This window comes from Nocardioides luteus (assembly GCF_000960475.2).
Taxonomy (GTDB): domain Bacteria; phylum Actinomycetota; class Actinomycetes; order Propionibacteriales; family Nocardioidaceae; genus Nocardioides; species Nocardioides luteus_A.
Genome location: NZ_JZDQ02000011.1, coordinates 112,767 through 134,706, shown reverse-complemented (window position 1 = coordinate 134,706; position 21,940 = coordinate 112,767). Strand labels below are relative to the sequence as shown.

Annotated in this window: 21 protein-coding genes; 13 read left to right on the top strand and 8 right to left on the bottom strand. The window is 69.6% G+C overall.

Annotation, left to right across the window (positions count from 1 at the left end):
• Positions 1-129: 129 nt before the first annotated feature.
• Complete coding sequence (gene groES, locus UG56_RS09800) at positions 130-423, top strand: co-chaperone GroES (RefSeq protein WP_008362423.1); 294 nt, start codon at positions 130-132, stop codon at positions 421-423.
• A gap of 89 nt (positions 424-512) precedes the next feature.
• Positions 513-2,132 carry a chaperonin GroEL gene (gene groL, locus UG56_RS09795; RefSeq protein ID WP_045549810.1) on the top strand — a complete coding sequence of 540 codons (1,620 nt, stop codon included), beginning with the start codon at positions 513-515 and terminating at the stop codon, positions 2,130-2,132.
• An 83-nt stretch (positions 2,133-2,215) separates the two neighbouring features.
• Here the strand turns inward: groL and UG56_RS09790 are convergent, their stop codons facing one another.
• Both UG56_RS09790 and UG56_RS09785 read right to left on the bottom strand, forming a co-directional pair.
• The gene (locus UG56_RS09790; protein ID WP_045549811.1) at positions 2,216-2,965 is read right to left on the bottom strand and encodes a glycoside hydrolase family 25 protein; all 750 of its coding nucleotides are present in this window, start codon (positions 2,963-2,965) and stop codon (positions 2,216-2,218) included.
• Between the two features lie 19 nt (positions 2,966-2,984).
• Positions 2,985-3,662 (bottom strand): DUF305 domain-containing protein, encoded by a 678-nt coding sequence (locus tag UG56_RS09785; protein WP_084100840.1) that lies wholly within the window; start codon positions 3,660-3,662, stop codon positions 2,985-2,987.
• 181 nt (positions 3,663-3,843) lie between these two features.
• On the opposite strand from UG56_RS09785, the gene UG56_RS09780 reads away from it, so the two are divergent.
• The 9 genes from UG56_RS09780 to UG56_RS09740 all read left to right on the top strand — a co-directional run bounded on the left by UG56_RS09780 (position 3,844) and on the right by UG56_RS09740 (position 13,286).
• Positions 3,844-5,310, top strand: a complete 1,467-nt coding sequence (locus UG56_RS09780) for an LVIVD repeat-containing protein (RefSeq protein WP_256206531.1) — start codon at positions 3,844-3,846, stop codon at positions 5,308-5,310.
• Between the two features lie 134 nt (positions 5,311-5,444).
• Positions 5,445-6,194: a hypothetical protein gene (locus UG56_RS09775; RefSeq protein ID WP_045549813.1), complete on the top strand. Its 750-nt coding sequence runs from the start codon at positions 5,445-5,447 to the stop codon at positions 6,192-6,194.
• A gap of 72 nt (positions 6,195-6,266) precedes the next feature.
• Positions 6,267-7,052: a DUF1684 domain-containing protein gene (locus tag UG56_RS09770; RefSeq protein ID WP_256206530.1), complete on the top strand. Its 786-nt coding sequence runs from the start codon at positions 6,267-6,269 to the stop codon at positions 7,050-7,052.
• 54 nt (positions 7,053-7,106) lie between these two features.
• The gene (locus tag UG56_RS09765) at positions 7,107-8,018 is read left to right on the top strand and encodes a GNAT family N-acetyltransferase (RefSeq protein ID WP_045549815.1); all 912 of its coding nucleotides are present in this window, start codon (positions 7,107-7,109) and stop codon (positions 8,016-8,018) included.
• Between the two features lie 127 nt (positions 8,019-8,145).
• Complete coding sequence (gene guaB, locus UG56_RS09760) at positions 8,146-9,645, top strand: IMP dehydrogenase (RefSeq protein WP_045549816.1); 1,500 nt, start codon at positions 8,146-8,148, stop codon at positions 9,643-9,645.
• 131 nt (positions 9,646-9,776) lie between these two features.
• Positions 9,777-10,745 carry an amino acid ABC transporter permease gene (locus UG56_RS09755; RefSeq protein WP_045549821.1) on the top strand — a complete coding sequence of 323 codons (969 nt, stop codon included), beginning with the start codon at positions 9,777-9,779 and terminating at the stop codon, positions 10,743-10,745.
• Positions 10,745-11,506, top strand: a complete 762-nt coding sequence (locus UG56_RS09750) for an amino acid ABC transporter ATP-binding protein (RefSeq protein ID WP_045549817.1) — start codon at positions 10,745-10,747, stop codon at positions 11,504-11,506. Before UG56_RS09755 ends, UG56_RS09750 begins: the two co-directional genes overlap by 1 nt.
• Before the next feature lie 20 nt (positions 11,507-11,526).
• The gene (locus tag UG56_RS09745; RefSeq protein WP_045549818.1) at positions 11,527-12,480 is read left to right on the top strand and encodes a transporter substrate-binding domain-containing protein; all 954 of its coding nucleotides are present in this window, start codon (positions 11,527-11,529) and stop codon (positions 12,478-12,480) included.
• 17 nt (positions 12,481-12,497) lie between these two features.
• Entirely contained in the window at positions 12,498-13,286 is a 789-nt protein-coding gene (locus UG56_RS09740) for a DUF1684 domain-containing protein (RefSeq protein ID WP_071326995.1), read from the top strand.
• Positions 13,287-13,391: 105 nt separating this feature from the next.
• Here UG56_RS09740 and UG56_RS09735 read toward each other — a convergent pair whose 3' ends face one another.
• The 5 genes from UG56_RS09735 to UG56_RS09715 are packed head-to-tail and all read right to left on the bottom strand — an operon-like array spanning position 13,392 to position 19,622.
• Positions 13,392-14,519, bottom strand: a complete 1,128-nt coding sequence (locus tag UG56_RS09735; RefSeq protein ID WP_045549568.1) for an LLM class flavin-dependent oxidoreductase — start codon at positions 14,517-14,519, stop codon at positions 13,392-13,394.
• Positions 14,516-15,586, bottom strand: coding sequence for an LLM class flavin-dependent oxidoreductase (locus tag UG56_RS09730; protein ID WP_045549567.1), 1,071 nt, complete (start codon positions 15,584-15,586; stop codon positions 14,516-14,518). The genes UG56_RS09735 and UG56_RS09730 overlap by 4 nt, the downstream gene beginning before the upstream one ends.
• Positions 15,583-16,950 (bottom strand): NtaA/DmoA family FMN-dependent monooxygenase, encoded by a 1,368-nt coding sequence (locus UG56_RS09725; protein WP_045549566.1) that lies wholly within the window; start codon positions 16,948-16,950, stop codon positions 15,583-15,585. Before UG56_RS09725 ends, UG56_RS09730 begins: the two co-directional genes overlap by 4 nt.
• Positions 16,947-18,173, bottom strand: coding sequence for an LLM class flavin-dependent oxidoreductase (locus UG56_RS09720; RefSeq protein WP_045549565.1), 1,227 nt, complete (start codon positions 18,171-18,173; stop codon positions 16,947-16,949). The genes UG56_RS09725 and UG56_RS09720 overlap by 4 nt, the downstream gene beginning before the upstream one ends.
• Before the next feature lie 27 nt (positions 18,174-18,200).
• Positions 18,201-19,622, bottom strand: a complete 1,422-nt coding sequence (locus UG56_RS09715) for an MFS transporter (protein ID WP_045549564.1) — start codon at positions 19,620-19,622, stop codon at positions 18,201-18,203.
• A 118-nt stretch (positions 19,623-19,740) separates the two neighbouring features.
• Between UG56_RS09715 and UG56_RS09710 the strand changes: the two genes are divergently transcribed.
• The gene (locus tag UG56_RS09710; protein ID WP_045549563.1) at positions 19,741-20,568 is read left to right on the top strand and encodes a helix-turn-helix transcriptional regulator; all 828 of its coding nucleotides are present in this window, start codon (positions 19,741-19,743) and stop codon (positions 20,566-20,568) included.
• Between the two features lie 41 nt (positions 20,569-20,609).
• Here UG56_RS09710 and UG56_RS09705 read toward each other — a convergent pair whose 3' ends face one another.
• A complete protein-coding gene (locus tag UG56_RS09705) occupies positions 20,610-21,407 on the bottom strand; it encodes a helix-turn-helix domain-containing protein (protein ID WP_045549562.1) in 798 nt (265 codons plus the stop codon).
• A gap of 63 nt (positions 21,408-21,470) precedes the next feature.
• Between UG56_RS09705 and UG56_RS09700 the strand changes: the two genes are divergently transcribed.
• On the top strand, positions 21,471-21,935 hold the full coding sequence (locus UG56_RS09700) for a DUF3224 domain-containing protein (protein WP_052693731.1): 465 nt from the start codon (positions 21,471-21,473) through the stop codon (positions 21,933-21,935).
• Positions 21,936-21,940: the final 5 nt, after the last annotated feature.

The window sequence follows — 21,940 nt, the reverse complement described above, 5'->3', positions numbered from 1 at the left end:
TGAGTGTGCCAACGCTTGCGAGTCAGGTGCGACCCCCGCGACGGCGCGCGTGGCAGATCGCAAGCACAGACGTAGCAACACCCACCCAGAATCATCTGACTCCATAGAAGAAATGGGGAGGTCGACACAGTGTCGGTCAACATCAAGCCGCTCGAGGACCGGATCGTCGTCAAGGCAGTCGAGGCCGAGCAGACCACCGCCTCTGGCCTGGTCATCCCGGACACCGCCAAGGAGAAGCCCCAGGAGGGCGAGGTCCTGGCCCTCGGCCCGGGTCGCATCGACGACAAGGGCAACCGCGTTCCGCTCGACGTCGCCGTCGGCGACAAGGTCATCTACAGCAAGTACGGCGGCACCGAGGTGAAGTACGCCGGCGAGGAGTACCTCATCCTGTCGGCCCGCGACATCCTCGCGGTCATCGCCTGACGTCATCCGTCTCGCACAGCGCGGCCGGGCCGGGCGGGATATGTCCCGGCGGCCACGGCCGCGCGCTGCGTACTAGGGAGTAAATGCACATGCCGAAGATCCTGGAGTTCGACGAGAACGCCCGCCGCGCCCTCGAGCGTGGCGTCGACGCGCTCGCCAACGCCGTCAAGGTGACGCTGGGCCCGAAGGGCCGCTACGTCGTCCTCGACAAGAAGTGGGGCGCCCCGACCATCACCAACGACGGTGTCACCGTCGCCCGTGAGGTCGAGCTCGACGACCCGTTCGAGAACCTTGGTGCTCAGCTCACCAAGGAGGTCGCGACCAAGACCAACGACATCGCCGGTGACGGTACGACCACTGCGACCGTCCTCGCCCAGGCGATGGTCCACGAGGGTCTGCGCGCGGTTGCTGCCGGCGCGAACCCGATGAGCCTCAAGCGCGGTATGGACGCCGCTGCGGCCGCCGTCGGCGACGCGCTGCGCGCCGCCGCCCGTGAGGTCGTCGACGAGTCCGACATGGCCTCGGTCGCCACCATCTCCTCCCGCGACGCGAAGATCGGCGAGATCCTCGCCGAGGCCTTCGCCAAGGTGGGCAAGGACGGTGTCATCACCGTCGAGGAGTCCAACACCACCGGCACCGAGCTCGAGTTCACCGAGGGTATGCAGTTCGACAAGGGCTACATCTCTCAGTACTTCGTGACCGACCAGGAGCGGATGGAGGCCGTCATCGACGACCCGCTGATCCTGCTCGTCCAGGGCAAGATCAGCTCCGTCCAGGAGCTCCTGCCGCTGCTGGAGAAGGTCATCGCCGCCGGCAAGCCGCTCTTCATCATCGCCGAGGACGTGGAGGGCGAGGCCCTCTCGACCCTGGTCGTGAACAAGATCAAGGGCACCTTCAACGCGACCGCCGTCAAGGCTCCCGCCTTCGGTGACCGCCGCAAGGCCATGCTGCAGGACATCGCGATCCTGACCGGTGCGCAGGTCGTCGCCGAGGAGGTCGGCCTCAAGCTCGACCAGGTCGGCCTCGAGGTGCTCGGCACCGCTCGCCGCGTGACGGTCTCGAAGGACAACACGACCATCGTCGAGGGTGGCGGCGACGCTGCTGCCGTCGAGGGTCGCGTGGCCGAGCTCAAGTCCGAGATCGAGCGCACCGACTCCGACTGGGACCGCGAGAAGCTCCAGGAGCGCCTCGCCAAGCTCGCCGGTGGCGTCTGCGTGATCAAGGTCGGCGCTCACACCGAGGTGGAGCTCAAGGAGAAGAAGCACCGCATCGAGGACGCTGTCTCCGCGACCCGCGCCGCCATCGAGGAGGGCATCGTCCCCGGCGGTGGCTCCGCGCTGATCCACGCCGTCTCCGTCCTGGAGAAGGACCTCGGCCTCGAGGGCGACGAGGCGGTCGGCGTACGCGTCGTCCGCAAGGCCGCCGACGAGCCGCTGCGCTGGATCGCCGAGAACGGTGGCGAGAACGGCTACGTCATCACCACCAAGGTCCGCGACCTCGGTGTCGGGCAGGGCTACAACGCCGCGACCGGTGAGTACGGCGACCTGGTTGCCCAGGGCGTCATCGACCCGGTCAAGGTCACCCGCTCCGCGCTCATCAACGCCACCTCGATCGCGGGCATGCTGCTCACGACCGAGACCCTGGTCGTCGACAAGCCGGAAGAGGAAGAGGCGCCCGCGGCCGGTCACGGCCACGGTCACGGCCACTGACACAGAGCTGAGTCGGCGCATCTTGCCCCGTGCTTCGCGAAGCGAAGCGAGCGAAAGGGGCGGGATGCGCCGACTCGGCGATTTCAAGGAACGACCAGCGAGTCGAGAGAGACCTCGTCCGAGAGCACGTTCATGTCGACGTACGCCTCATCCTCGCTCCCCACGCCGTCGAGCCGATCCCGGTTCGAGTACTGCCAGATGGTCCAGTCGCGCCCGTCGGGAACCCGCGGTGGCCACGCGACGGAGCGGAACCAGATCGGGTTGTCGGGGTAGGCGTCGACCAGGTAGGCGCGGTAGGCCGACGGCGTGGTGTAGATGACCGGCGCGATGCCGTAGTGGTCCTCGAGGGCGTCCAGCAGAGGGTCCAGGATGGCGCGGACCTCGGCCGCCGGCGGCAGGTTCCCCTTGAAGGAACCGTAGGGCTCCAGGTCGACGACCGGGGCGAGCATGCCGGCGACGCGGGGCACCGTGGCGATCATGTTGTGCGCCTGGTCGCTGCCGGGGCTCTCGAAGCTCATGAAGTGGTAGGCACCGGTCGCGATCCCGGCCCGCTGCGCCTCGGCCCAGTTGGCGGAGAAGCGGGAGTCGACGTGCGCCGAGCCCTCGGTCGCCTTGATCCAGGCGAAGGCGATGTCCTGCTCGGCGACCCGTGGCCAGTCGACGGCGCCGTTGTGGTGGGAGACGTCGATGCCGCGTACGTCGTACTTCGCCGCGAACAGCCGCGTGGGCATCACGACGCCGGTGTAGACGAGCACGGTCGTGATCAGGGCGAGGCAGGCGAAGACGGCGGAGCCGATCAGCACACGTCGGCGACGGGCGGGGGCGAGGGGCACCGCCGCAACGTACCGGTTCTCAGTGCGAGGCGAGCAGCTTCTCCATGATCTCGATCTCGACCGACTGGGTGGCCTCGACGTCCATCGCCATCTCGATCGCCTGCGCGTCGCTGCCGCTGGACGCCATCGGTTCGGCCATCTTCAGGGCGCCCTGGTGGTGCTGGATCATCCCGGTCAGGAAGAGCCGGTCGAACCTCTCGCCGCGGGCCTTGCCGAGCTCACTCAGCTGAGCCGGGGTGAGCATGCCGGCCATGGTGTGCGGGGGATCCGAGGCGCGCGGCACCCGGAGGCCGCGGGCGTCGAGCCAGCCGCTCATGGCCACGATCTCGGGGCCCTGGGCAGCCTCGATGCGCTCGGCCAGCGACACGACCTCGGGATCGACGGCGTGCTCCTTCGCCAGCCGGGTCATCTCCAGGGCCTGGGCGTGGTGCGGGATCATCATCGACACGAAGTCGGCGTCGGTCTGGGTCCACGGGTCGGTGGCGGCGGCCGAGGACGAGACCGTCTCGGCAGCCTCACCGGGCGCCCCGCCCTGCACCACCGGAGCCGACTGGGTGGCCGCCTCCGGGCTGGGCGAGTGCCCAGTGTGCTCACTGTGCCCACCGTGGGCATCGTGTGAGGAACCTCCGCACCCGCCGAGCGACACAGCCGCGAACAGGACTCCCGTGGTGATGACACCGACTCGCCGACCGCGCATGTGGTTCCTTCCGAGACGCCGCAGGGGAGGAACAATCTATTCACATTCCACGTCGGCCGTGTACGAGTTTTACTAAAGTTGAGAGGTCATGCCCGTGCCACCCCACGGCGGCCGACTCGGAAGGCTTGCGCTCATGAGGCTTAGACGTCCTACCCACTTTCTGGCCCCCATCGCGGCGGTCATGGTTGTCGCAGGAGGGCTGGCCGTCGCCGCCCCGTCCTCCGCAGACGAGTCCCACACCCACGGAACCGAGACCACCCAGACTCCCGAGGCGCAGACGAGCTGCACCGCCGAGGAGAAGCGGGCGATCACCGCGCTCGGCGACAACTTCGCCTCCGCCTGCGTCGCCGGCAACGACCTCGCCCAGCTCGACGCCAACAACCCGGTCGTGCCTGCCGGCGAGTCCGCCGGGTCACCCAACATGCACCTGGTCGCCAACATCCCCAAGTCGGGCGCCTTCGAGCCCGCCAACGCCCTCAACAGCGACCTCGCCTTCCAGGGGCACTACGCGTTCGCGGGCAACTACAACGGGTTCAACGTCATCGACATCAAGAACCCGACGAGGCCGAGACTGGTCAAGCAGTACGTCTGCCCCGGATCCCAGAACGACATCTCCGTCTACGGCGACCTGCTGGTCCTCTCCGTCGACTCCAGCCGCAGCAACAACACCTGCGACAACGTGCCGCAGTCGGCCGAGATCAAGGAGTCGTGGGAAGGCATCCGCGTCTTCGACATCAGCAACCCGCGAGACCCGCAGTACGTCGCGGCGGTCGAGACCAAGTGCGGCTCCCACACCCACTCGCTGGCGCCGAGCAAGGACGGCAAGGACGTCTATGCGTACGTCTCCTCCTATGGTCCCCGCGACACCTATCCCGACTGCCAGCCCCCGCACGACAAGATCAGCATCGTGAAGATCCCGACGCGGGCGCCGGAACAGGCCGCGGTGGTCGCCGAGCCGGTGCTGTTCCCCGACGGCGGCTACACCAACACCGCCGGGTGCCACGACATCACCACCTACCCGTCCAAGGACATCGCGGCCGGTGCCTGCATGGGTGACGGCATCCTGATGGACATCTCCGACCGCGAGAACCCGGTCGTCACCGAGCGGGTCACCGACACCGAGAACTTCGCGTTCTGGCACTCGGCGACGTTCAACAACACCGGCACCAAGGTGGTCTTCACCGACGAGCTCGGTGGCGGTGGTGCGCCGACCTGCAACCCGGAGACCGGGATGGAGAAGGGCGCCAACGGCATCTACGACATCGAGGGCGGCAAGCTCGTCTTCAAGTCCTACTACAAGATGCCCCGCACCCAGTCCAACACCGAGAACTGCGTCGCCCACAACGGCTCGCTGATCCCGGTGAAGGGCAAGGACATCATGGTGCAGGCCTGGTACCAGGGCGGTGTGTCGGTCTACGACTTCACCGACTCGGCCAACCCGAAGGAGATCGCCTGGTTCGACCGCGGTCCCTTCGAGAACACCTCGACGATCGCCGGTCCCTGGTCGACCTACTACTACAACGGCTACATCTACTCCAACGAGATCCAGCGCGGCTTCGACGTCTTCGACCTGCGCGACCCGCGCGTCGCCTCGGCGAAGAAGGTCAGGTTCGACGAGCTGAACGTCCAGGCTCAGCCCTCCTACTGAGGAGCCGAGTCGGAGCAGAGCCGAGTCGGCGCATCTGGCCGCGAGAGGGGTCGGATGCGCCGACTCGGCGATTTCAAGGAATGACCAGCTGATCGCAACCTCCTGGTCACCAGGAGACGCCATAGTCCACCGCGATGACCGAGACCGTTGCTGCCGACAGGACCGGCCGGGCATACGCGACCCGGCTGATCCAGCGCAGCTCGGTCGAATGGGTGATCGCCGCCGTCCTCGGCCTGCTCCTCCTCAGGCTGCTGTGGAGCCTGGTGACCAACGAGAACCTCCTCCCGCGAGAGGTCGTCGGGCACCTGCTCCATCCGGACGTCCTCGCCGGGGTCTGGTTCACGGTCCGGATGACCGCGCTGGTCTTCGCGATGGCCTCGGCGATCGGTGTCGTCGTGGTCAGGATGCAGAGGTCGGAGAACCCGCTGCTGAGCGGGGTCGCGGCGGCGTACGTCTGGATGTTCGGGAGCGTCCCGGTGCTCGTCCAGCTGCTGCTGTGGGGCAACATCGCGCTGATCTTCCCGGACCTCGGCTTCGGGATCCCCGGGCTGCACATCGACACGATGCGGACGGTCACCCCGGTCCACGCGGCGATCGTGGGGCTGGCGCTGGCGATGGGAGCGTACGCCGCCAGGGCCCTCCCCGACGGCGACCGGATCTCCGCGCTGGGCGACGTCCTGGTGACGACGCTCCAGGCGACGAGCCTGGTCTCGGTGCTCTCGATCACCGACCTGCTCGGGGTCGTGCAGGCGCTCGAGGAGCGCAACCACCTGATCGTCCCGCTGCTGGCGGTGGCCACGATCTGGTACCTCGTCCTGGTCACCGCGGCCCGGGTCGCGGTCCGTCTGGTGCGGGTCGTGCGGGGGCGCAGCCAGGCACACTGACGGTGAACCGCAGGGTAAAAGTCGCCGGCTATTGCAAGACCTGGCAACGCAGGTCTTTGTAGAGTGCAGCGCGTGACTTTCGAGCAGGCCTGGCAGCGGTGGCGCGATGAGCGGGAGGCCCAGCTGAGAAGTCCCGAAGGTTTCCTGGCCATCACCGGCCTGCACTGGCTGGGGCCGAGGCCGCAGCGATTTCCCGGAGTCCCTGGTTTCTGGTCGACCGGTCCCGACGGTGCCGTCGTCGATCTCGGCGAGGGCGAGTGGCTCGAGCTCGACGGTGTCCCCCTCGTCGGTCGCCACGTCTTCGGCCACGTGGACCCCTACGGCGTGATCGCCACCTTCGACGGGGGGACGGTCGAGGTCGCCGACCGGTTCGGCACCCCGGTGCTCCGGCCGCGGCAGCCCGACGGTCCGTTCCTGCGCGACTACACCGGCACGCCGACGTACGCTCCGGACCCGTCGTGGCAGATCAGCGCCGTCTTCACGGCCTACGAGAAGACCCGGCCGATCTCGGTCGGGTCCGTGGTCGAGGGCCGCTCGAGCATCATCGACGCCGTCGGGGAGGTCGCGTTCGAGATCGGCGGCCGCCCGCAGCGGCTGATCGCCTTCGACGGCGGCGACGACGAGCTGTGGCTGCTGTTCACCGACGAGACCAGCGGGGTGACGACCTATGCCGCCTGCCGTCAGCTCGCCGTCGAGCGGCCGGTCGACGGCCGGGCCGTCCTCGACTTCAACCGCGCCGCCAACATGCCCTGCGCCTACACGATCCACGCCACCTGCCCGCTCCCGCCGGCGAGCAACCACATCGACGTGCTCGTCGAGGCCGGCGAGAAGACCCCGCCCCGGCCGCCGGCGGACTGAAGGTTTAACCCTGAGTAACGGACCAGAAACAGCGAAACAGGCAGACTAGGGCCCATGGCGGGGACGATGTTGTGGAGAGTGCGTACGACGCTGCCGGACCGACCGGGCACGCTGGCGGCGCTGGCTCAGCGCTGCGGTGAGGCCGGGGTCAACATCCTGGGGATGCAGATCTTCCCCGGGCTGGACGAGGTGACCGACGAGTTCGTGCTGCGTACGCCACCGGGATGGAGCGACCTGCGGGTGGCCGAGCTGCTCGCCTCCGCGGGTGGGTGCGACATGGTGATCCAGCCCGCCAACGAGGCTGCCCTCGCCGACCAGCCGACGCGCTACGTCCAGGCCGCACGCCATGTCCTGGAGCGGCCGATGTCGTTCCCCGAGGTGGTCGCCCAGCTCTTCGACGCCGAGGCCGAGGCCCCGCCCGGCGTCGTCCACGACACCATGGAGCTCCGCGTCGCCGACGTCGACGTCCAGCTGCACCGCACCGCCCCGTTCACCGCGACCGAGCACGCCCGCGGCTCCGCCATGGCCGACCTGGTCAACGACGTCCTCGACCGCAGCCGCGAGTCGGCGGCGATCGGCACCACCCCGCCCGTACGCCGCCTGGGCACCGGCAGCACTCCCGACCTCGTCGTCTCCGGAGAGACCGTCACCGCCCTGATCGACGGGGTCGCGGTCGGCATCGGCGAGGTCCTGGGCGCGACCGAGGACGACGAGAACGTACGCATCGTCAACCTCCGCGTCGACCCGGCCTGGCAGCGCCGCGGCATCGGGACCCGGCTGCTGGTCGACACCGCCAAGCTCGCGCACATGCTCGGCGCCGACGAGATCCTGCTGACCACCCAGTCCGACAACCAGGCCGTGCTGCCCATGGTCCTCGCCGCCGGGATGCGCGGCCGGATCCGGATGGCCGGCGACCTGCTGACCGTCAAGGTGCCGGTGCGGGATCTCAAGCCGTTGGACCGGTAGGTAGGAATACCCGGTCAACCGGTGATTCCTGCGCTTCTCAGGCAATGCAATGCCAGAGAAGCGCAGGAAACACCTGAGAAGTCTCGCCGTTTCGGCGATCCTCGGGGCTGGGCCGTAACATTTCTCTATGGAGATCCCGGAGAAGTTCGCGACGCTCGGCCTCACCTACGACGACGTACTCCTGTTGCCCGGATACTCGGATCTGGCGCCGTCTGACATCGATACGACCTCCCGGCTGACCCGCGAGATCAACCTGCGGGTGCCGCTGATCTCCGCGGCGATGGACACCGTGACCGAGTCGCGGATGGCGATCGCGATGGCCCGCCAGGGCGGCATCGGCGTGCTCCACCGCAACCTGAGCATCGAGGATCAGGCCTACCAGGTCGACCTCGTCAAGCGCACCCAGACCGGGATCATCTCCAACCCGGTCACCATCGGCCCCGACGCGACGCTGGAGCAGCTCGACAAGCTCGCCGGTGAATACCGGATCTCCGGGTTCCCCGTCGTCGACGTCGACCAGAAGCTGATCGGCATCATCACCAACCGCGACCTCCGGTTCACCCCGGTCGCGGAGTGGGCGACCACCAAGGTCAACGAGGTGATGACCTCCAAGGACCTGATCACCGGCCCCGCCGAGATCTCCCGCGAAGAGGCCACCAAGCTGCTGCGCCAGCACAAGCTCGAGCGGCTCCCGCTGGTCGACGCCGACGGCCGCATCACCGGCCTGATCACGGTCAAGGACTTCGTGAAGTCCGAGCAGTTCCCCGACGCCTCCAAGGACGCCCAGGGCCGGCTGCTCGTCGGCGCGGCGATCGGCTACTTCGGTGACGCCTGGGAGCGGGCCACCACGCTCATCGAGGCCGGTGTCGACGTGCTCGTCGCGGACACGGCCCACGGCAACGTACGCATGCTGATCGACATGGTCCGCCGGCTCAAGACCGACCCGGCCACCAAGCACGTCCAGGTCATCGGCGGCAACGTCGCGACCAAGGAGGGTGCGCAGAGCTTCGTCGAGGCGGGCGCCGACGCGGTCAAGGTCGGTGTCGGCCCGGGCTCGATCTGCACCACCCGCGTCGTCACCGGCGTCGGCGTACCGCAGATCTCCGCGGTCTACGAGGCCTCCCTGGCCTGCAAGCCGGCCGGCGTCCCGGTGATCGCCGACGGTGGGCTGCGCTACTCCGGCGAGATCGGCAAGGCCATCGTCGCCGGCGCCGACACCGTGATGCTCGGTTCGATGCTCGCCGGCACCGAGGAGACCCCCGGCGACACGGTCCTGATCAACGGCAAGCAGTTCAAGGCCTACCGCGGCATGGGCTCGATGGGCGCCATGTCGAGCCGCGGCAAGAAGTCCTTCTCCAAGGACCGCTACTTCCAGGCCGAGGTCACCGACGACGACATGATCGTCCCCGAGGGCGTCGAGGGTCAGGTCGCCTACAAGGGCGCGCTGGCCACGGTCGCCCACCAGCTCACTGGTGGTCTCCACCAGACCATGTTCTACGTCGGCGCGCGCACCATCCCCGAGCTGCAGGAGAAGGGCCGCTTCATGCGGATCACCTCCGCCTCGCTCAAGGAGTCGCACCCCCACGACGTCCAGGTCACCGCCGAGGCGCCGAACTACCACGTCTGAGCCTCGAGCGCGTCGAGCCCCGAACCCGTTGGGTTCGGGGCTCGTCCCATTTTCCGGATGCCCCGTCCGGATCCGCGCATGACGGCTAGAATGTTGAGCAAGTTACTCGACATATAGGGGTGGTCGCGCGCATGAGTGTTGATGAGGCCGTACGTCGCCACACCCTGCTCGCTCGTGATGGCGACGAGCAGCTCCTCGGTGCCAGGCTCGTCGCGCGCCGCAAGCCGGGCCAGTGGATCTCAGCAGCGCTCGCGCTGCTGGTCGTCGCCGGGATCGTGAAGAGCCTGGTGACGAACCCGCGCTACCACTGGGACGTGGTCGGCGCGTTCTTCCTGCGCCCCTCGATCCTCGACGGGCTGGTGCTCACCCTCTGGCTGACCGCGGCGGTGCTGATCAGCTCCTACCTGCTCGGCATCGTGCTCGCCGTCATGCGGCTCTCCACCAACCCGGTGCTGAGCTCGGTCAGCGCGGTCTACATCTGGTTCTTCCGGAGCGTGCCGCCGTTGCTGCAGCTGCTCTTCTGGTTCCAGATGGCCTCGCTGTATCCGCAGATCAGCCTGGGCATCCCGTTCCTGGAACCGTTCGTCACCATCGAGACGGCCCATCTGTTCAGCGGCCTGCTCGCGGCCTTCGTCGGGCTCACCTTCGACATCGCCGCCTTCGCCGCCGAGATCATCCGCGGTGGCCTGGTCTCGGTCGAGGCGGGTCAGAGCGAGGCGGCCAAGGCGCTCGGCCTGTCCAAGGCCCGGATCTTCTGGCGGATCGTGCTGCCGCAGGCGATGCCGGCGATCATCCCGGCCTCCGGCAACCTGCTGATCGGGCTGCTCAAGGGCACCTCGATCGTCTCGGTGATCGCGGTGCAGGACCTGCTCTACTCGGTGCAGCTGATCTACGCGCAGAACTACCTGGTCATCCCGCTGCTGCTGGTCGCCACGATCTGGTACCTGATCCTGGTCACGGTCCTGTCGACGATCCAGTTCTTCGTGGAGCGCTACTACGCCCGCGGCAAGGGCGCGCGCACCGGGTTCTGGCGGCTGTGGCGCGGCCAGCTGCCGCTCGTCCCACGGTCGAGTCCCCGTCGAGACGTGGAGGTGATCTGATGAGCGAGCCGTTGGTGCGTGTTCGAGGCCTGAGCAAGCAGTTCGGCGCCAACACCGTCCTCGACGGCATCGACCTCGACGTCGCCCGGGGCTCGGTGGCGGTCGTCCTGGGGCCGTCGGGGTCGGGGAAGTCCACCTTGCTGCGTACGGTCAACCACCTGGAGAAGCCCGACGCCGGCTTCGTCGAGGTGGACGGCGAGATCATCGGCTACCGCCGCGAGGGAGCCCAGCTGCGGGAGCTCTCCGACCGGGCGGTCACCCGCCAGCGCAGCCGGATCGGGATGGTCTTCCAGCAGTTCAACCTGTTCCCGCACAAGACCGCCCTCGAGAACGTCCTGGAGGGCCAGCTGGCCGCAGGCGTACGCCGCCGGGCGGCCGAGACGCGCGGGCGCGAGCTGCTCGACCGGGTCGGCCTGGCCGACAAGGAGCGCTCCTACCCGCGACAGATGTCGGGCGGCCAGCAGCAGCGGGTGGCGATCGCCCGCGCGCTCGCGGTCGAGCCCGAGCTGATGCTCTTCGACGAGCCGACCTCCGCGCTCGACCCGGAGATGGTCGGCGAGGTGCTCGGCGTGATGAAGGACCTCGCCCGGACCGGGATGACGATGATCGTGGTCACCCACGAGATCGGCTTCGCGCGCGAGGTCGCCGACCAGGTCGTCTTCCTCGACGACGGCCGGCTGGTCGAGGCCGGGCCGCCCGGCGACGTACTCGTCTCTCCCACCCACGAGCGCGCTCGGGCGTTCCTCTCCGCTGTGTTGTGACCCCCAGACAAGGAACTCAGATGAAGCTCAAGCTCGTCCTGGCCGCCCTTGCGGCCCTCGCCCTCGCCGGCTGCGGCAACGCCTCGGACACGCTCAGCGACGCCGAGCGTGGCATCGGGGCCGACGGCTCGGCCTCCGCCGAACCGGCCGCGATCCCGACCCAGGACGTCGTCTCGGGCGTCCAGGCGGACCCGGCCCTGACGAAGCGGCTGCCCGCCGACGTACAGAAGTCCAAGACGCTCGTCCTCGGCACCACCGAGGCCACCGGTGAGCAGGGGCTCCCGCACGGCGGCTCGGACCAGGCCGGGGAGCAGATCGGTCTCGACATCGACCTGCGCAACGCGGTCGCGGCCAAGCTCGGGGTGACCTGGAAGACGGAGTTCGGCAGCTTCGAGACGATCGTGCCGGGCGCCCAGAGCGGGAAGTACGACGTCGGCCAGGCCAACTTCGCGGTCACCTCCGAGCGGCTCGAGGTGGTCGACTACGCCACCTACCTGCTCGACGGGCAGTCGTTCGTCTCCCGTGAGGACGGCGACCTCGACCAGGTGAAGACGCTGACCGACATCTGCGGCCACACCGTGGCGACCTCGCCCGGCTCCAGCTTCCAGCAGATCCTCGAGGACGGCGCCGCCGAGTGCGAGAAGGCCGGCAAGAAGGCCTACGAGGTGGACTACTTCAAGGACAACGCCGCGATCCTGCTCGGCCTGCAGAACGGCAAGACCGACCTCTACTTCGGTCCGACCCTGTCGCTGAAGTACCTGGTCTCCCACCAGCCCGGTCTGAAGTACCTCGGCGAGCTCAGCCTCACCGACGTCGGCTTCGTCGTCGCCAAGAAGTCGCCGCTGGCGCCGGTGATCGTCGACGCCATCAACGCGCTCATCGCCGACGGGACGTACAACAAGATCTTCACGAAGTGGGACGTTTCCGACATAAAGCTGGACAAGTCGGAGTTCAATCCGAAGCCGGCATTCTGAACCTTCCGGGAGGAACTATGACCGTCACCGACACCTTCACCCAGGACTGGGCGACGTGGCACGAGGAGCACGAGAAGAAGCGCGCCTCGGCGCACGGATTCCTCGCCATCACCTCGATCCGCTGGCTCACCGAGGAGCCGGAGACGTACGACGACGTCCCGGGCGCCTGGTCGACCGGCCCCGAGGGCATCGTGGTCTCGCTGGCCCCGGGTGAGTCCCTGATCGTCGACGGCGTCGAGGTCACCGGCCGGCACTCGTTCGGCGTGATCGACGAGCGCGGCGGGGTCACCGCCGCGTTCGGCGACGCGGTCGTCGAGATCGCCAAGCGCGGCGGCAACGACATCATCCGGCCGCGCCACCCCGACAACCCGGTCCTGGTCGGCTACCGCGGCACCGAGGCCTACGCGCCGGACCCGAGGTGGGCCGTTCCCGGGCGCTTCGTCGCCTACGACACGCCGGTGCCGACCACCGTCGGCTCGGTCGTCGACGGCCTCGAGCACGTCTACGAGGCGGTGGGCGAGATCGAGTTCGAGGTGGGCGGTGCCGTGCACAGCCTCATCGCGTTCCCCGGCTTCGCGCCCGGCTCCCTGCACGTGCTGTTCGTCGACCAGACCTCGGGGAGGACGACGTACGCCGCCAACCGGTCGCTCTCCGTCGACGCGCCCGACCTGGACGGCAACGTGATCGTGGACTTCAACCGCGCGACCAACCTGCCGTGCGCCTACACCGACCACGCCACCTGCCCGCTCCCGCCGGCCGGCAACCGGCTGCCGGTGGCGGTCGAGGCGGGGGAGAAGCTGCCGTAAGGGCCGATCGGCCGAATGTTGGCCGAGGTACCTCGGTGGGCGATCACTTCATTCGTGGAGTTCGACGAAGCAAGTGATGCCCTACCGAGGTAACTCGGTCAGCATCTAGCGACCGCGGCGGGCCCACTCGGCCGCGAGCAGCTCGTAGGAGCGGACGCGGTCGGCGTGGTCGTGGGTGATGGTCGTGATGACCAGCTCGTCCGCCTCGACCGCGCGCTGGAGGATCTCCAGCTGGTCGGCGACCTGTGCAGCGGTGCCGACGAACTGCGTGTCGAGGCGGTCCTGCACGAGCGCCCGGTCCTCCTCGGTCCACGTCCACGCGCGGGCCTCGTCGGGCGTCGGGAACGGGATGGCGCCCTCGGCGGTGCGGATGGAGCGGACCCAGAGGCCGTAGCCGGTGGCGAGCTCGCGGGCCTCCTCCTCGGTCTCGGCCACCACCACGTCGGCGGAGACGGCAACGTGGGGTGCGGTGAGGGTGTCGGAGGGCGCGAAGGCGGTGCGGTAGGAGTGGGCCGCCTCCAGGACGCCGGAGGGGTTGACGTGATAGTTCGTCGCGAACCGGAGTCCCCGCTTCCCGGCCGCCTCGGCGCTCTCGCCGCCGCTGCTGCCGAGCACCCACAGCTCGAGCTCCGCGCCCTCGCCGGGTACGACCCGCGCCGGGGTGCCGGCGGCGTCGCGGTAGGTGCCGTCGATGAAGGCGAGGATGGTGTCGATCTGCTCGCCGTAGTCGGCCGCGGTCGCGCCGGGCAGCTGCAGGAGCTCCTTCTGGAGCCGGAACCGCGGTGACCCGAGCAGCCCGCTGGGGTCGAACTTCGGCGGGACGAGGAGCCCTTCCGGCGTGCGTCCGTCGACCAGCTCGACCGGTACGCCCACCGGAGCCGCAGCTCCCGGCCTGCCGCCGGAGCGTCCCAGGCCGAGGTCGATCCGGCCCGGGAAGGCGGCGTCGAGCAGCCCGAACTCCTCGATCGTCGACAACGCCGTCCGGTGCCCCATCAGCACCGCGCCGGAGCCGATCCGGATCGTCGAGGTGGCGCTGCCCAGCAGCGCCAGCACGACCGCCGGCGAGGTGCCGGCGACACCGGGGTTGAGGTGGTGCTCGGCGACCCAGTAGCGGTGGTAGCCGAACGACTCGGTCGCCTGCGCGAGCGAGACGGCGTTGCGCAGAGCGTCCGCTCCGGAGGCACCGGACGGCACGGGCACGAGATCGAGGACGGACAGGGGTGTGTGGCTCATGGATTCGCTCCGTTCGTGGGGGAGCCCCAGCCCCAGGGCGGGTCGGGGAGGGCGGTACGCAGCGGGGCGGCCACCTCAGTCGCGAAGAGCTCCAGGCTGTCGCGATGCTGCTGCTCGGACAGGCCGCTGGCATCGGCATGGACGTGGACGACCTGGTGGCCGAAGCGCTCGTGGTAGCGGTGGATCTTCTCGACCACCTGCTGCGGCGACCCGACCAGTGCCGAGGAGCGTTCGACGAAGTCCTCCAGGGTCGGGAAGACCGGCTCGAGCCCGACGCTCGCCTGGAAGGCGAGCTGGCCCTCGAAGACCGGGCGATAGGCGGCGTACGCCTCCTGGCTGGTCGGTGCCACGAACAACCCTGCCGTTCCGGCGCCGATCGCGATGTCGGCGGGGTCGTGGCCGTAGGCGGTCCAGCGCTCGCGGTAGTGGTCGACGAGCTCGCCGTAGGGCTCGATCGGGTTGGTGACGTTGGCGGAGAAGAGCGGGTCGCCGTAGCGGGCGGCCAGGTCGACGGACTCCTTCGAGGTGGCGCTCCCGTGCCAGACCCGCACCGGCTGCTGGAGCGGCCGCGGCCAGACCTCGGCCTCGACCAGCTCGGGCCGGAACCTCGGGGTCGCCGTGACTCGGTCCTGCCGCCACAGCTTCCGGAAGATCTCGTACGACTCGGCGTTCCGGTCCCACTGGTCCTCCGGCGTCACCTGGAACAGGTCACGCTGCGCGGAGCCGTTGCCCTTGCCGATGATCAGCTCGAGCCGGCCGTCGGAGAGGTGGTCGAGGGTGGCGTAGTCCTCGTAGGCCCGCACCGGGTCGAGCAGCGCCAGCGTGGTCACCGCGGTGAAGAGGCGGATCCGCTCGGTGCGTGCGGCGAGGTGGGAGAGGACCACGGTCGGGGAGGAGGAGATGAACGGCCGCTCGTGCCGCTCGCCGACCCCGAACCCGTCGAACCCCAGCTCCTCGGCGAGGACCGCGTTGGCGACGACCTCCCGGAACCTCTCGTACGTCGACTTCTGCTGCCCCGTCACCGGATCGGGCCGGTGGACGATGAGCGTGATCGCCAGGAACCTCACTGCCCCGGCTCCCGCAGCCCGAGGTTCTCGCGGAGCGTGGCCCCTTCGTAGGCGGTGCGGAAGACGCCGCGCTCCTGGAGCAGCGGCACCACGTGGTCGACGAAGGGCGCCAGCCCGCCGGGGGTGATGTGGGGGACCAGGATGTAGCCGTCGGCGGCGTCGGCCTGGACGAAGTCGTCGATGGTGGACGCGATCGTCTCCGCCGAGCCGATGAAGCTCTGCCGGCCGGTGACCTCGACGATCGTCTCGCGGGTGCTCAGCCCCTTGGCGCGCGACACCTCCCGCCAGCGCTCGGCCTGCTCGAGCCGGTCGCCGTGCGAACGGGCGCTGGCGCGGCCCTTCGCGATCAGGTCGTCGTTCTCGGACGGGTCGACGGTGGGCAGCGGGCCGTCGGGGTCGTGGTCGGAGAGGTCGCGGTTCCACAGCTGCTCGAGCAGCTTGATCGCGGTCGCGGGCGAGACCTGCTGAAGGCGGATCTCCCGGGCCAGCTCCACGGCCTCGGCGTCGGTGTCGGCCAGCACGAAGGTGGCCGCGGGCAGGATCAGCAGGTCCTCGTGGCGACGGCCGAACCTCTCCAGCCGGCCCTTCACGTCGGTGTAGAAGCGCTGGCCGTCCTCGAGGTGGCTGTGCCGGGAGAAGATCGCGTCGGCCTTGGCGGCGGCGAAGTCGCGGCCCTCCTCGGAGTCGCCGGCCTGGAAGATCACCGGGCGGCCCTGCGGGCTGCGCGGGACGTTGAACCGGCCACTGATGTCGAACTGGCTGTCCTGATGCTCGAAGGTCCCCGCGGCCGGTGTCGACAGGAACTCTCCGGAGGCCTTGTCGGCGAGGATCTCGTCGCCCTTCCAGGTGTCCCACAGCCGGGTCGCGGCGTCGAGGAAGGTCCGGGCCCGCTCGTAGCGCTGGTCCTGCGGCAGATAGCCGCCGCGGCGGAAGTTCTCCCCGGTGAACGCGTCCCAGGAGGTGACCACGTTCCACGCGGCCCGGCCGTCGGAGAGGTGGTCGAGGCTCGCGAACTGGCGGGCGACCTCGTAGGGCTCGTTGAACGTCGAGTTGATCGTGCCGGTCAGCCCGAGGCGCTCGGTGACCGCGGCGAGCGCGGCCAGGATGGTGAACGTGTCCGGCCGCCCGACCACGTCGAGGTCGTAGATCTGCCCGGCCTGCTCGCGCAGCCGCAGCCCCTCGGCGAGGAACATGAAGTCGAACAGGCCGCGCTCGGCGATCTGCGCGAACTCGACGAACGAGTCGAACTCGATGTGGCTGCCCGAGGCCGGGTCGCTCCACACGGTGGTGTTGTTGACGCCGGGGAAGTGGGCGGCGAGGTGGATCTGCTTCTTCGGCTTGTCATCGTTGCGCACGGTGCTCATGCGGGCGTCCCCTCGGTGGTGGCGTAGCGGCTGATGGGACGCGGCAGACCGAGCGCGCCCCGCAGGGTCGTCCCGGCGTACGCGTCGTGGAAGAGCCCCCGCCGCTGCAGCTCGGGCACGAGCTTCTGCGTGATCCGGCGCAGGTCGTCGGGGAGCACCGCCGGCCGCAGCCGGAACCCGGAGAGGCCCGCGGCGTGCCAGGTGGCCAGCAGGTCGGCCAGACCCGCGGGGGTGCCGGCGAAGATCAGCGCGTCGGACTCGTACGCCGCCCCGGCCGCCTCGTTCAGCCGGGTCAGCCGGTCCTGGGCGCCCTGCTCGGTCTCGTCGAGCACGACGACGATGTCGCCGAAGACGTGGACGGTCTCCTCGCCGCGCCCGGCGGCGTCCTGCGCGGCCCGGATCTCGGCGGTGATCGAGGCGATGTCGGCCGGAGTCCGCGGCGTCACGAACCCGACGTCGGCCGAGGTGCCGACCAGCTCGAAGGGCCGGTCGCGGTGGGCGAGAGCGGCCACGACCGGCTGTCCCTGCGGCGGCCGCGGGGTGATCGAGGGGCCCTTCACGTCGAAGTGGAGTCCCTCGAAGTCGATGTAGTGGATCTTGTCGCGGTCGACGAACCGGCCGGTCGCGACGTCACGGATCTCGGCGTCGTCCTCCCAGGAGTCCCACAGCCGCCGCAGGACCTCGACGTAGTCGGCCGCCTCGGCGAACGCCTCCCGGATCAGCCCCTCGCCCGCGGGCGAGCGCAGGTCGGCGTACGAGATGTCGGGGAACTCGCGTCGCCCGAACAGCGCGGCGTCGCGCGGCCGCGGCGCCACCTGCACGCGTACGCCGGCGCGGCCCCGGCTCACGTAGTCCAGCGTCGCGATCGCCTTGCTGAGATGGAACGGCTCGGTGTGGGTGACGACCACGGTCGGCACGATGCCGATGTGCCTGGTCAGCGGCGCGATCCGGGAGGCGATCAGCACGGCGTCGAGCAGGCCGCGCACGCGGTCGGTGCGATCGTCGTCCTCGGTGCCGAACGGTGCGTCGGTCTGGATCGAGAGCGAGTCCTCGATCGTGACGAAGTCCAGCAGGCCGGTCTCGGCCTCCTGGACGAGACCGGCCCAGTAGCCGGGTTTCAGAAGATCTTCCGGCCGGGCGTTCGGCTCTCGCCAGGCGGCCGGATGCCACCCGGCGCCATCGAGAGCCACGGCGAGTCGAAGACGAGGTAGGGGCGCGCTCATGCGCAAAAGTCTACTGACTTCATCAACTTAGTTCAGAGAGTTTCGGAGGATGGACCGGCGGACGGGCATCCCGACGGCCACCAGCAGCGCGGCGATCAGGACCAGGACCGCGTTGACGGCGATCGCCACGTGAAGCGCGCCGAGCGAGTCGATCCCGCCGGCGGCGGTGGCCACGGTGGACATGATCGGGATGCCGAGGGCGATCGCGACCTGCTGGGTCATCATCGCCAGGCCGGTGGCCAGCCCCTGCTCGTGGTCGGGCAGCCCGGAGGTCGCCGCGACCATGAACCCGACGATCGCGGCGACGTGCCCGATCGCGCCGACGAAGTTCATCAGGCCGACGAACCACAGCCAGCCGACCGAGGGCCCGACCAGGACGAGGATGCCGGTGGTGACCGCCTGGATGGCGAGACCGACCGCCACGGTGTTGCGTACGCCGAAGGTCTCGATGAACCGAGGAGCGACGGAGCCGCCGATGATCGCGCCCAGGCCCATCGCGACCAGCATCAGCCCGGTCTGCAGGGCGTCGAGGCCGAGGACGTGCTGGAGATACATCGTCAGCACGAAGACCAGCGAGGACTCGAAGGCGAAGGTCGCGAAGCCGGCGATGTTGCCGAAGCCGATCGTGCGCCGGGTGAGGATCTGCAGCGGCACCAGCGGGTGCGGGTGGGCGGACTCGGCGCGCCAGAAGGCGACCAGCAGGACCACCGCGACGCCGATCGCGGCCAGCCCCCAGACGTCGGCGATGCCGGCCTCGCCCAGACGGGTCGCGCCGTAGACCAGCGCGAGCAGACCGCCGGTCACCAGGACGGCGCCCGGGATGTCGAGCCGCGACCGCTCCCGGTCGGCGGAGTCGCGCAGCACGAACGGCGCGATCGCCACGACCAGCAGCGCGATCGGTACGTTGACCAGGAACGCCCAGCGCCACGAGAGCAGATCGGTGAGCACGCCACCGAGCACCGCTCCCGCGGTGAAGCCGGTCGACATCACCACGCTGTTCAGGCCCAGGGCGCGCTGCCGCAGTGGTCCCTCGGGGAAGGAGACGGTGAGCAGCGAGAGCGCCGCCGGGGTGACCGCGGCGGTGGCCAGGCCCTGGGCGACCCGGGCGGTGAGCAGCATCTCGGGAGAGGTGGCGACACCGCCGAGCAGCGAGGCGGCACCCAGCGCGATCATGCCGATCAGGAAGACCCGCCGACGGCCGACGTAGTCGCCGATCCGGCCGAAGAGCAGCGTGAACCCCGCCGCGCACAGCGCGAACGCGGTCGCGATCCACTGCACGTGCGCCTCGGCGAACCCGAGGCTGTCCCCGACGGTCGGCAGCGCCACGTTGAGGATCGAGAAGTCGACGGTGAGGGTGAACTGGGAGGCGAGCAGCAGCAGGAGCACCAGCAGCTGTCCGCGGGTCATGGCGGCCTCGCGTACGGGCTCGGCCTGGGTAGTCGTGGTCATGGCCCCAACGCTGCGCCGGATGACGTACGCCAGCCAGACACCTGTCCTGACAGTCACCCGCGTGCCTGGCACTGGCAGGGACAGGAAGAAATCGCCGCGCGCCCGCACTATAGGAACCATGACGACCGAGCTCGGAGAGTTCCTGCGCAGCCGCCGGGCGGCGATCAGCCCCGAGGAGGCCGGCCTGGTGTCCTACGGTGCCCGCCGGGTGCCCGGCCTGCGCCGCGAGGAGCTGGCCATGCTGGCCGGCGTCTCGCCGACCTACTACACCCGGCTGGAGCGGGCCGACCACCACAACGCCTCCGACGCGGTGATCGACTCGCTGGCCCGGGCGCTGCGGCTGAGTGCCGAGGAGCACGACCACCTGCGTCGGCTGGCGCGCCCGGTCGAGACGGTCTCGGGCGGCCGCGACGTGGAGCCGCGCCCGGCCGCGGTGGCGATGCTGATGGACTACCCCGGTCCCGCGCTCATCGTCGACCACGCCAACTACGTGCTCGCCTGGAACGACCTCGGCCACCGCCTCTACGGTCACGGGCTGGACTTCGACGCGCCGTACGCCGGCCGCCCCCAGCGCCCGAACATCATCCGCCGGTTCTTCCTCGAGCCGGACGGTCCCGAGCTCTTCGTCGATCCCGAGGGCACCGGGCTGCAGATGGTCGGCTTCCTGCGCTACTCCTCGGGCCTGCACCCCGACGACCACATCCTCAGCTGCCTGGTCGGTGAGCTCGTCCAGCGCAGCGACCTGTTCGCCGAGCTGTGGGCCGAGCATCCGGTGATGGACTGCGGCTACGGCATCAAGCGCCTGCGGCATCCGGTGGTGGGGCGGCTGGACCTGGCGTACGAGGCGATGGTGCTGCCCGAGACCAGCCAGCGCATCGTGCTCTACCGGGCCGAGCCCGGTTCGTCCTCGGCAGCCGCGCTCGAGCAGCTCGCGCGCGGGTTGTGAAGCTGAGAGTGGTCTATAGATCACTCTCAGCTTCACAACCCCTACAGGTCCTTGGCGTAGGTCGCCGGGGGAGCGCCCACGACGTCCCGGAACGTACGCACCAGGTGGGCCTGGTCGCTGAAGTCGAGCTCCGCGGCGACCGCGGCCCAGTCGACGTCGCCGGAATGGGCGCGGGCGGCGACCTCGAGCACGCGGAACCGCTGCACGACCCACTTCGGGCCGATCCCGACGTACTCGCTGAAGAGGCGCTGCAGCGACCGCAGGCTCAGGCCGGCGTGGTCGGCGAGCTGCTCGGCGCGCGTGATCGAGCGGTCGTCCTCGGCGAGAGTCACCCAGCGGCGTACGTCCTCGGCCACGGGGTCGGCGGGAAGGCCGACCTCCAGGAGGTAGGCCTCCATGGCGGCGGCCATCTCCTTCGGGTCGGCCGACGACAGGATCCGCTCCGCGGCCGGCCGGTCGTCGACGCGGAGCAGCTCCTGGGCGGGGACGACCTGGTCGGCGATCGTGCTCACCCGGCGGCCGAGCACGGGCCGGAAGAGGCCGGGCAGGAAGGAGACGCCGAGGGTGTGCCCGCGGCCGGTGAGATGCCGGACGAACGGGCGCCGGCCGATGCCGTGGACCAGCAGCCGGCCCTCCTCGGCGGCGATGTGGATCCGCGGCTGCGGGATGACCTGCTGGTCGTGCGGGTGCTCGAGGTCCCAGGCGACGTACCAGTGGTAGTCCACGTGGCCGGCGATCTCGGGGCAGGGTGCGAACCGCTCGGTGGTGATCGTCCGGGCCGCCGTCACCGGCCGCACGATCGCGTCGGGATAGCCCCTGCCCTCCACGTGACCTGCCATGCCGCCAACGATATGGCGCGTTCCTTCAATCCTGCGCCCCTGTTTCCCGAGCAGGCTGGACCCATGACGAACAGCAACACCTACGGCAACAAGGCAAGCACCACGATGACCGTCGCGCGCTGGATCGAGGCGGCCTACGTCGACATCGACGGCGAGGGCACCCAGATGGGCGACGACGTCTACATCCCGAACCGCGGCCTGACGACCGCCGAGACCGACTACACCTACTCCGGGGAGATCGAGGGCAAGGGTGTCGCCCGGATGATCGGCGCCTACGGCAACCCCGCCGGCGGCGCGGTCTTCGAGGCGTACGAGCAGTTCACCGGCTCCATCGCCGGCCAGGAGGGCTCCTGCGTGTGGCGGATCAGCGGGACGTACGCCGACAAGACCGTCCGCTCCCACCTCACCGTCGTCCCCGGGCTCGGCACCGGCGGTCTCGAGGGGCTCGTCGGCGAGGCGGACATGGTCCTCTCCGAGGAGGGCGGTGGCGAGGCGTACGGCTTCGTGCTCTCCTACGACCTGAGCTGACGGTC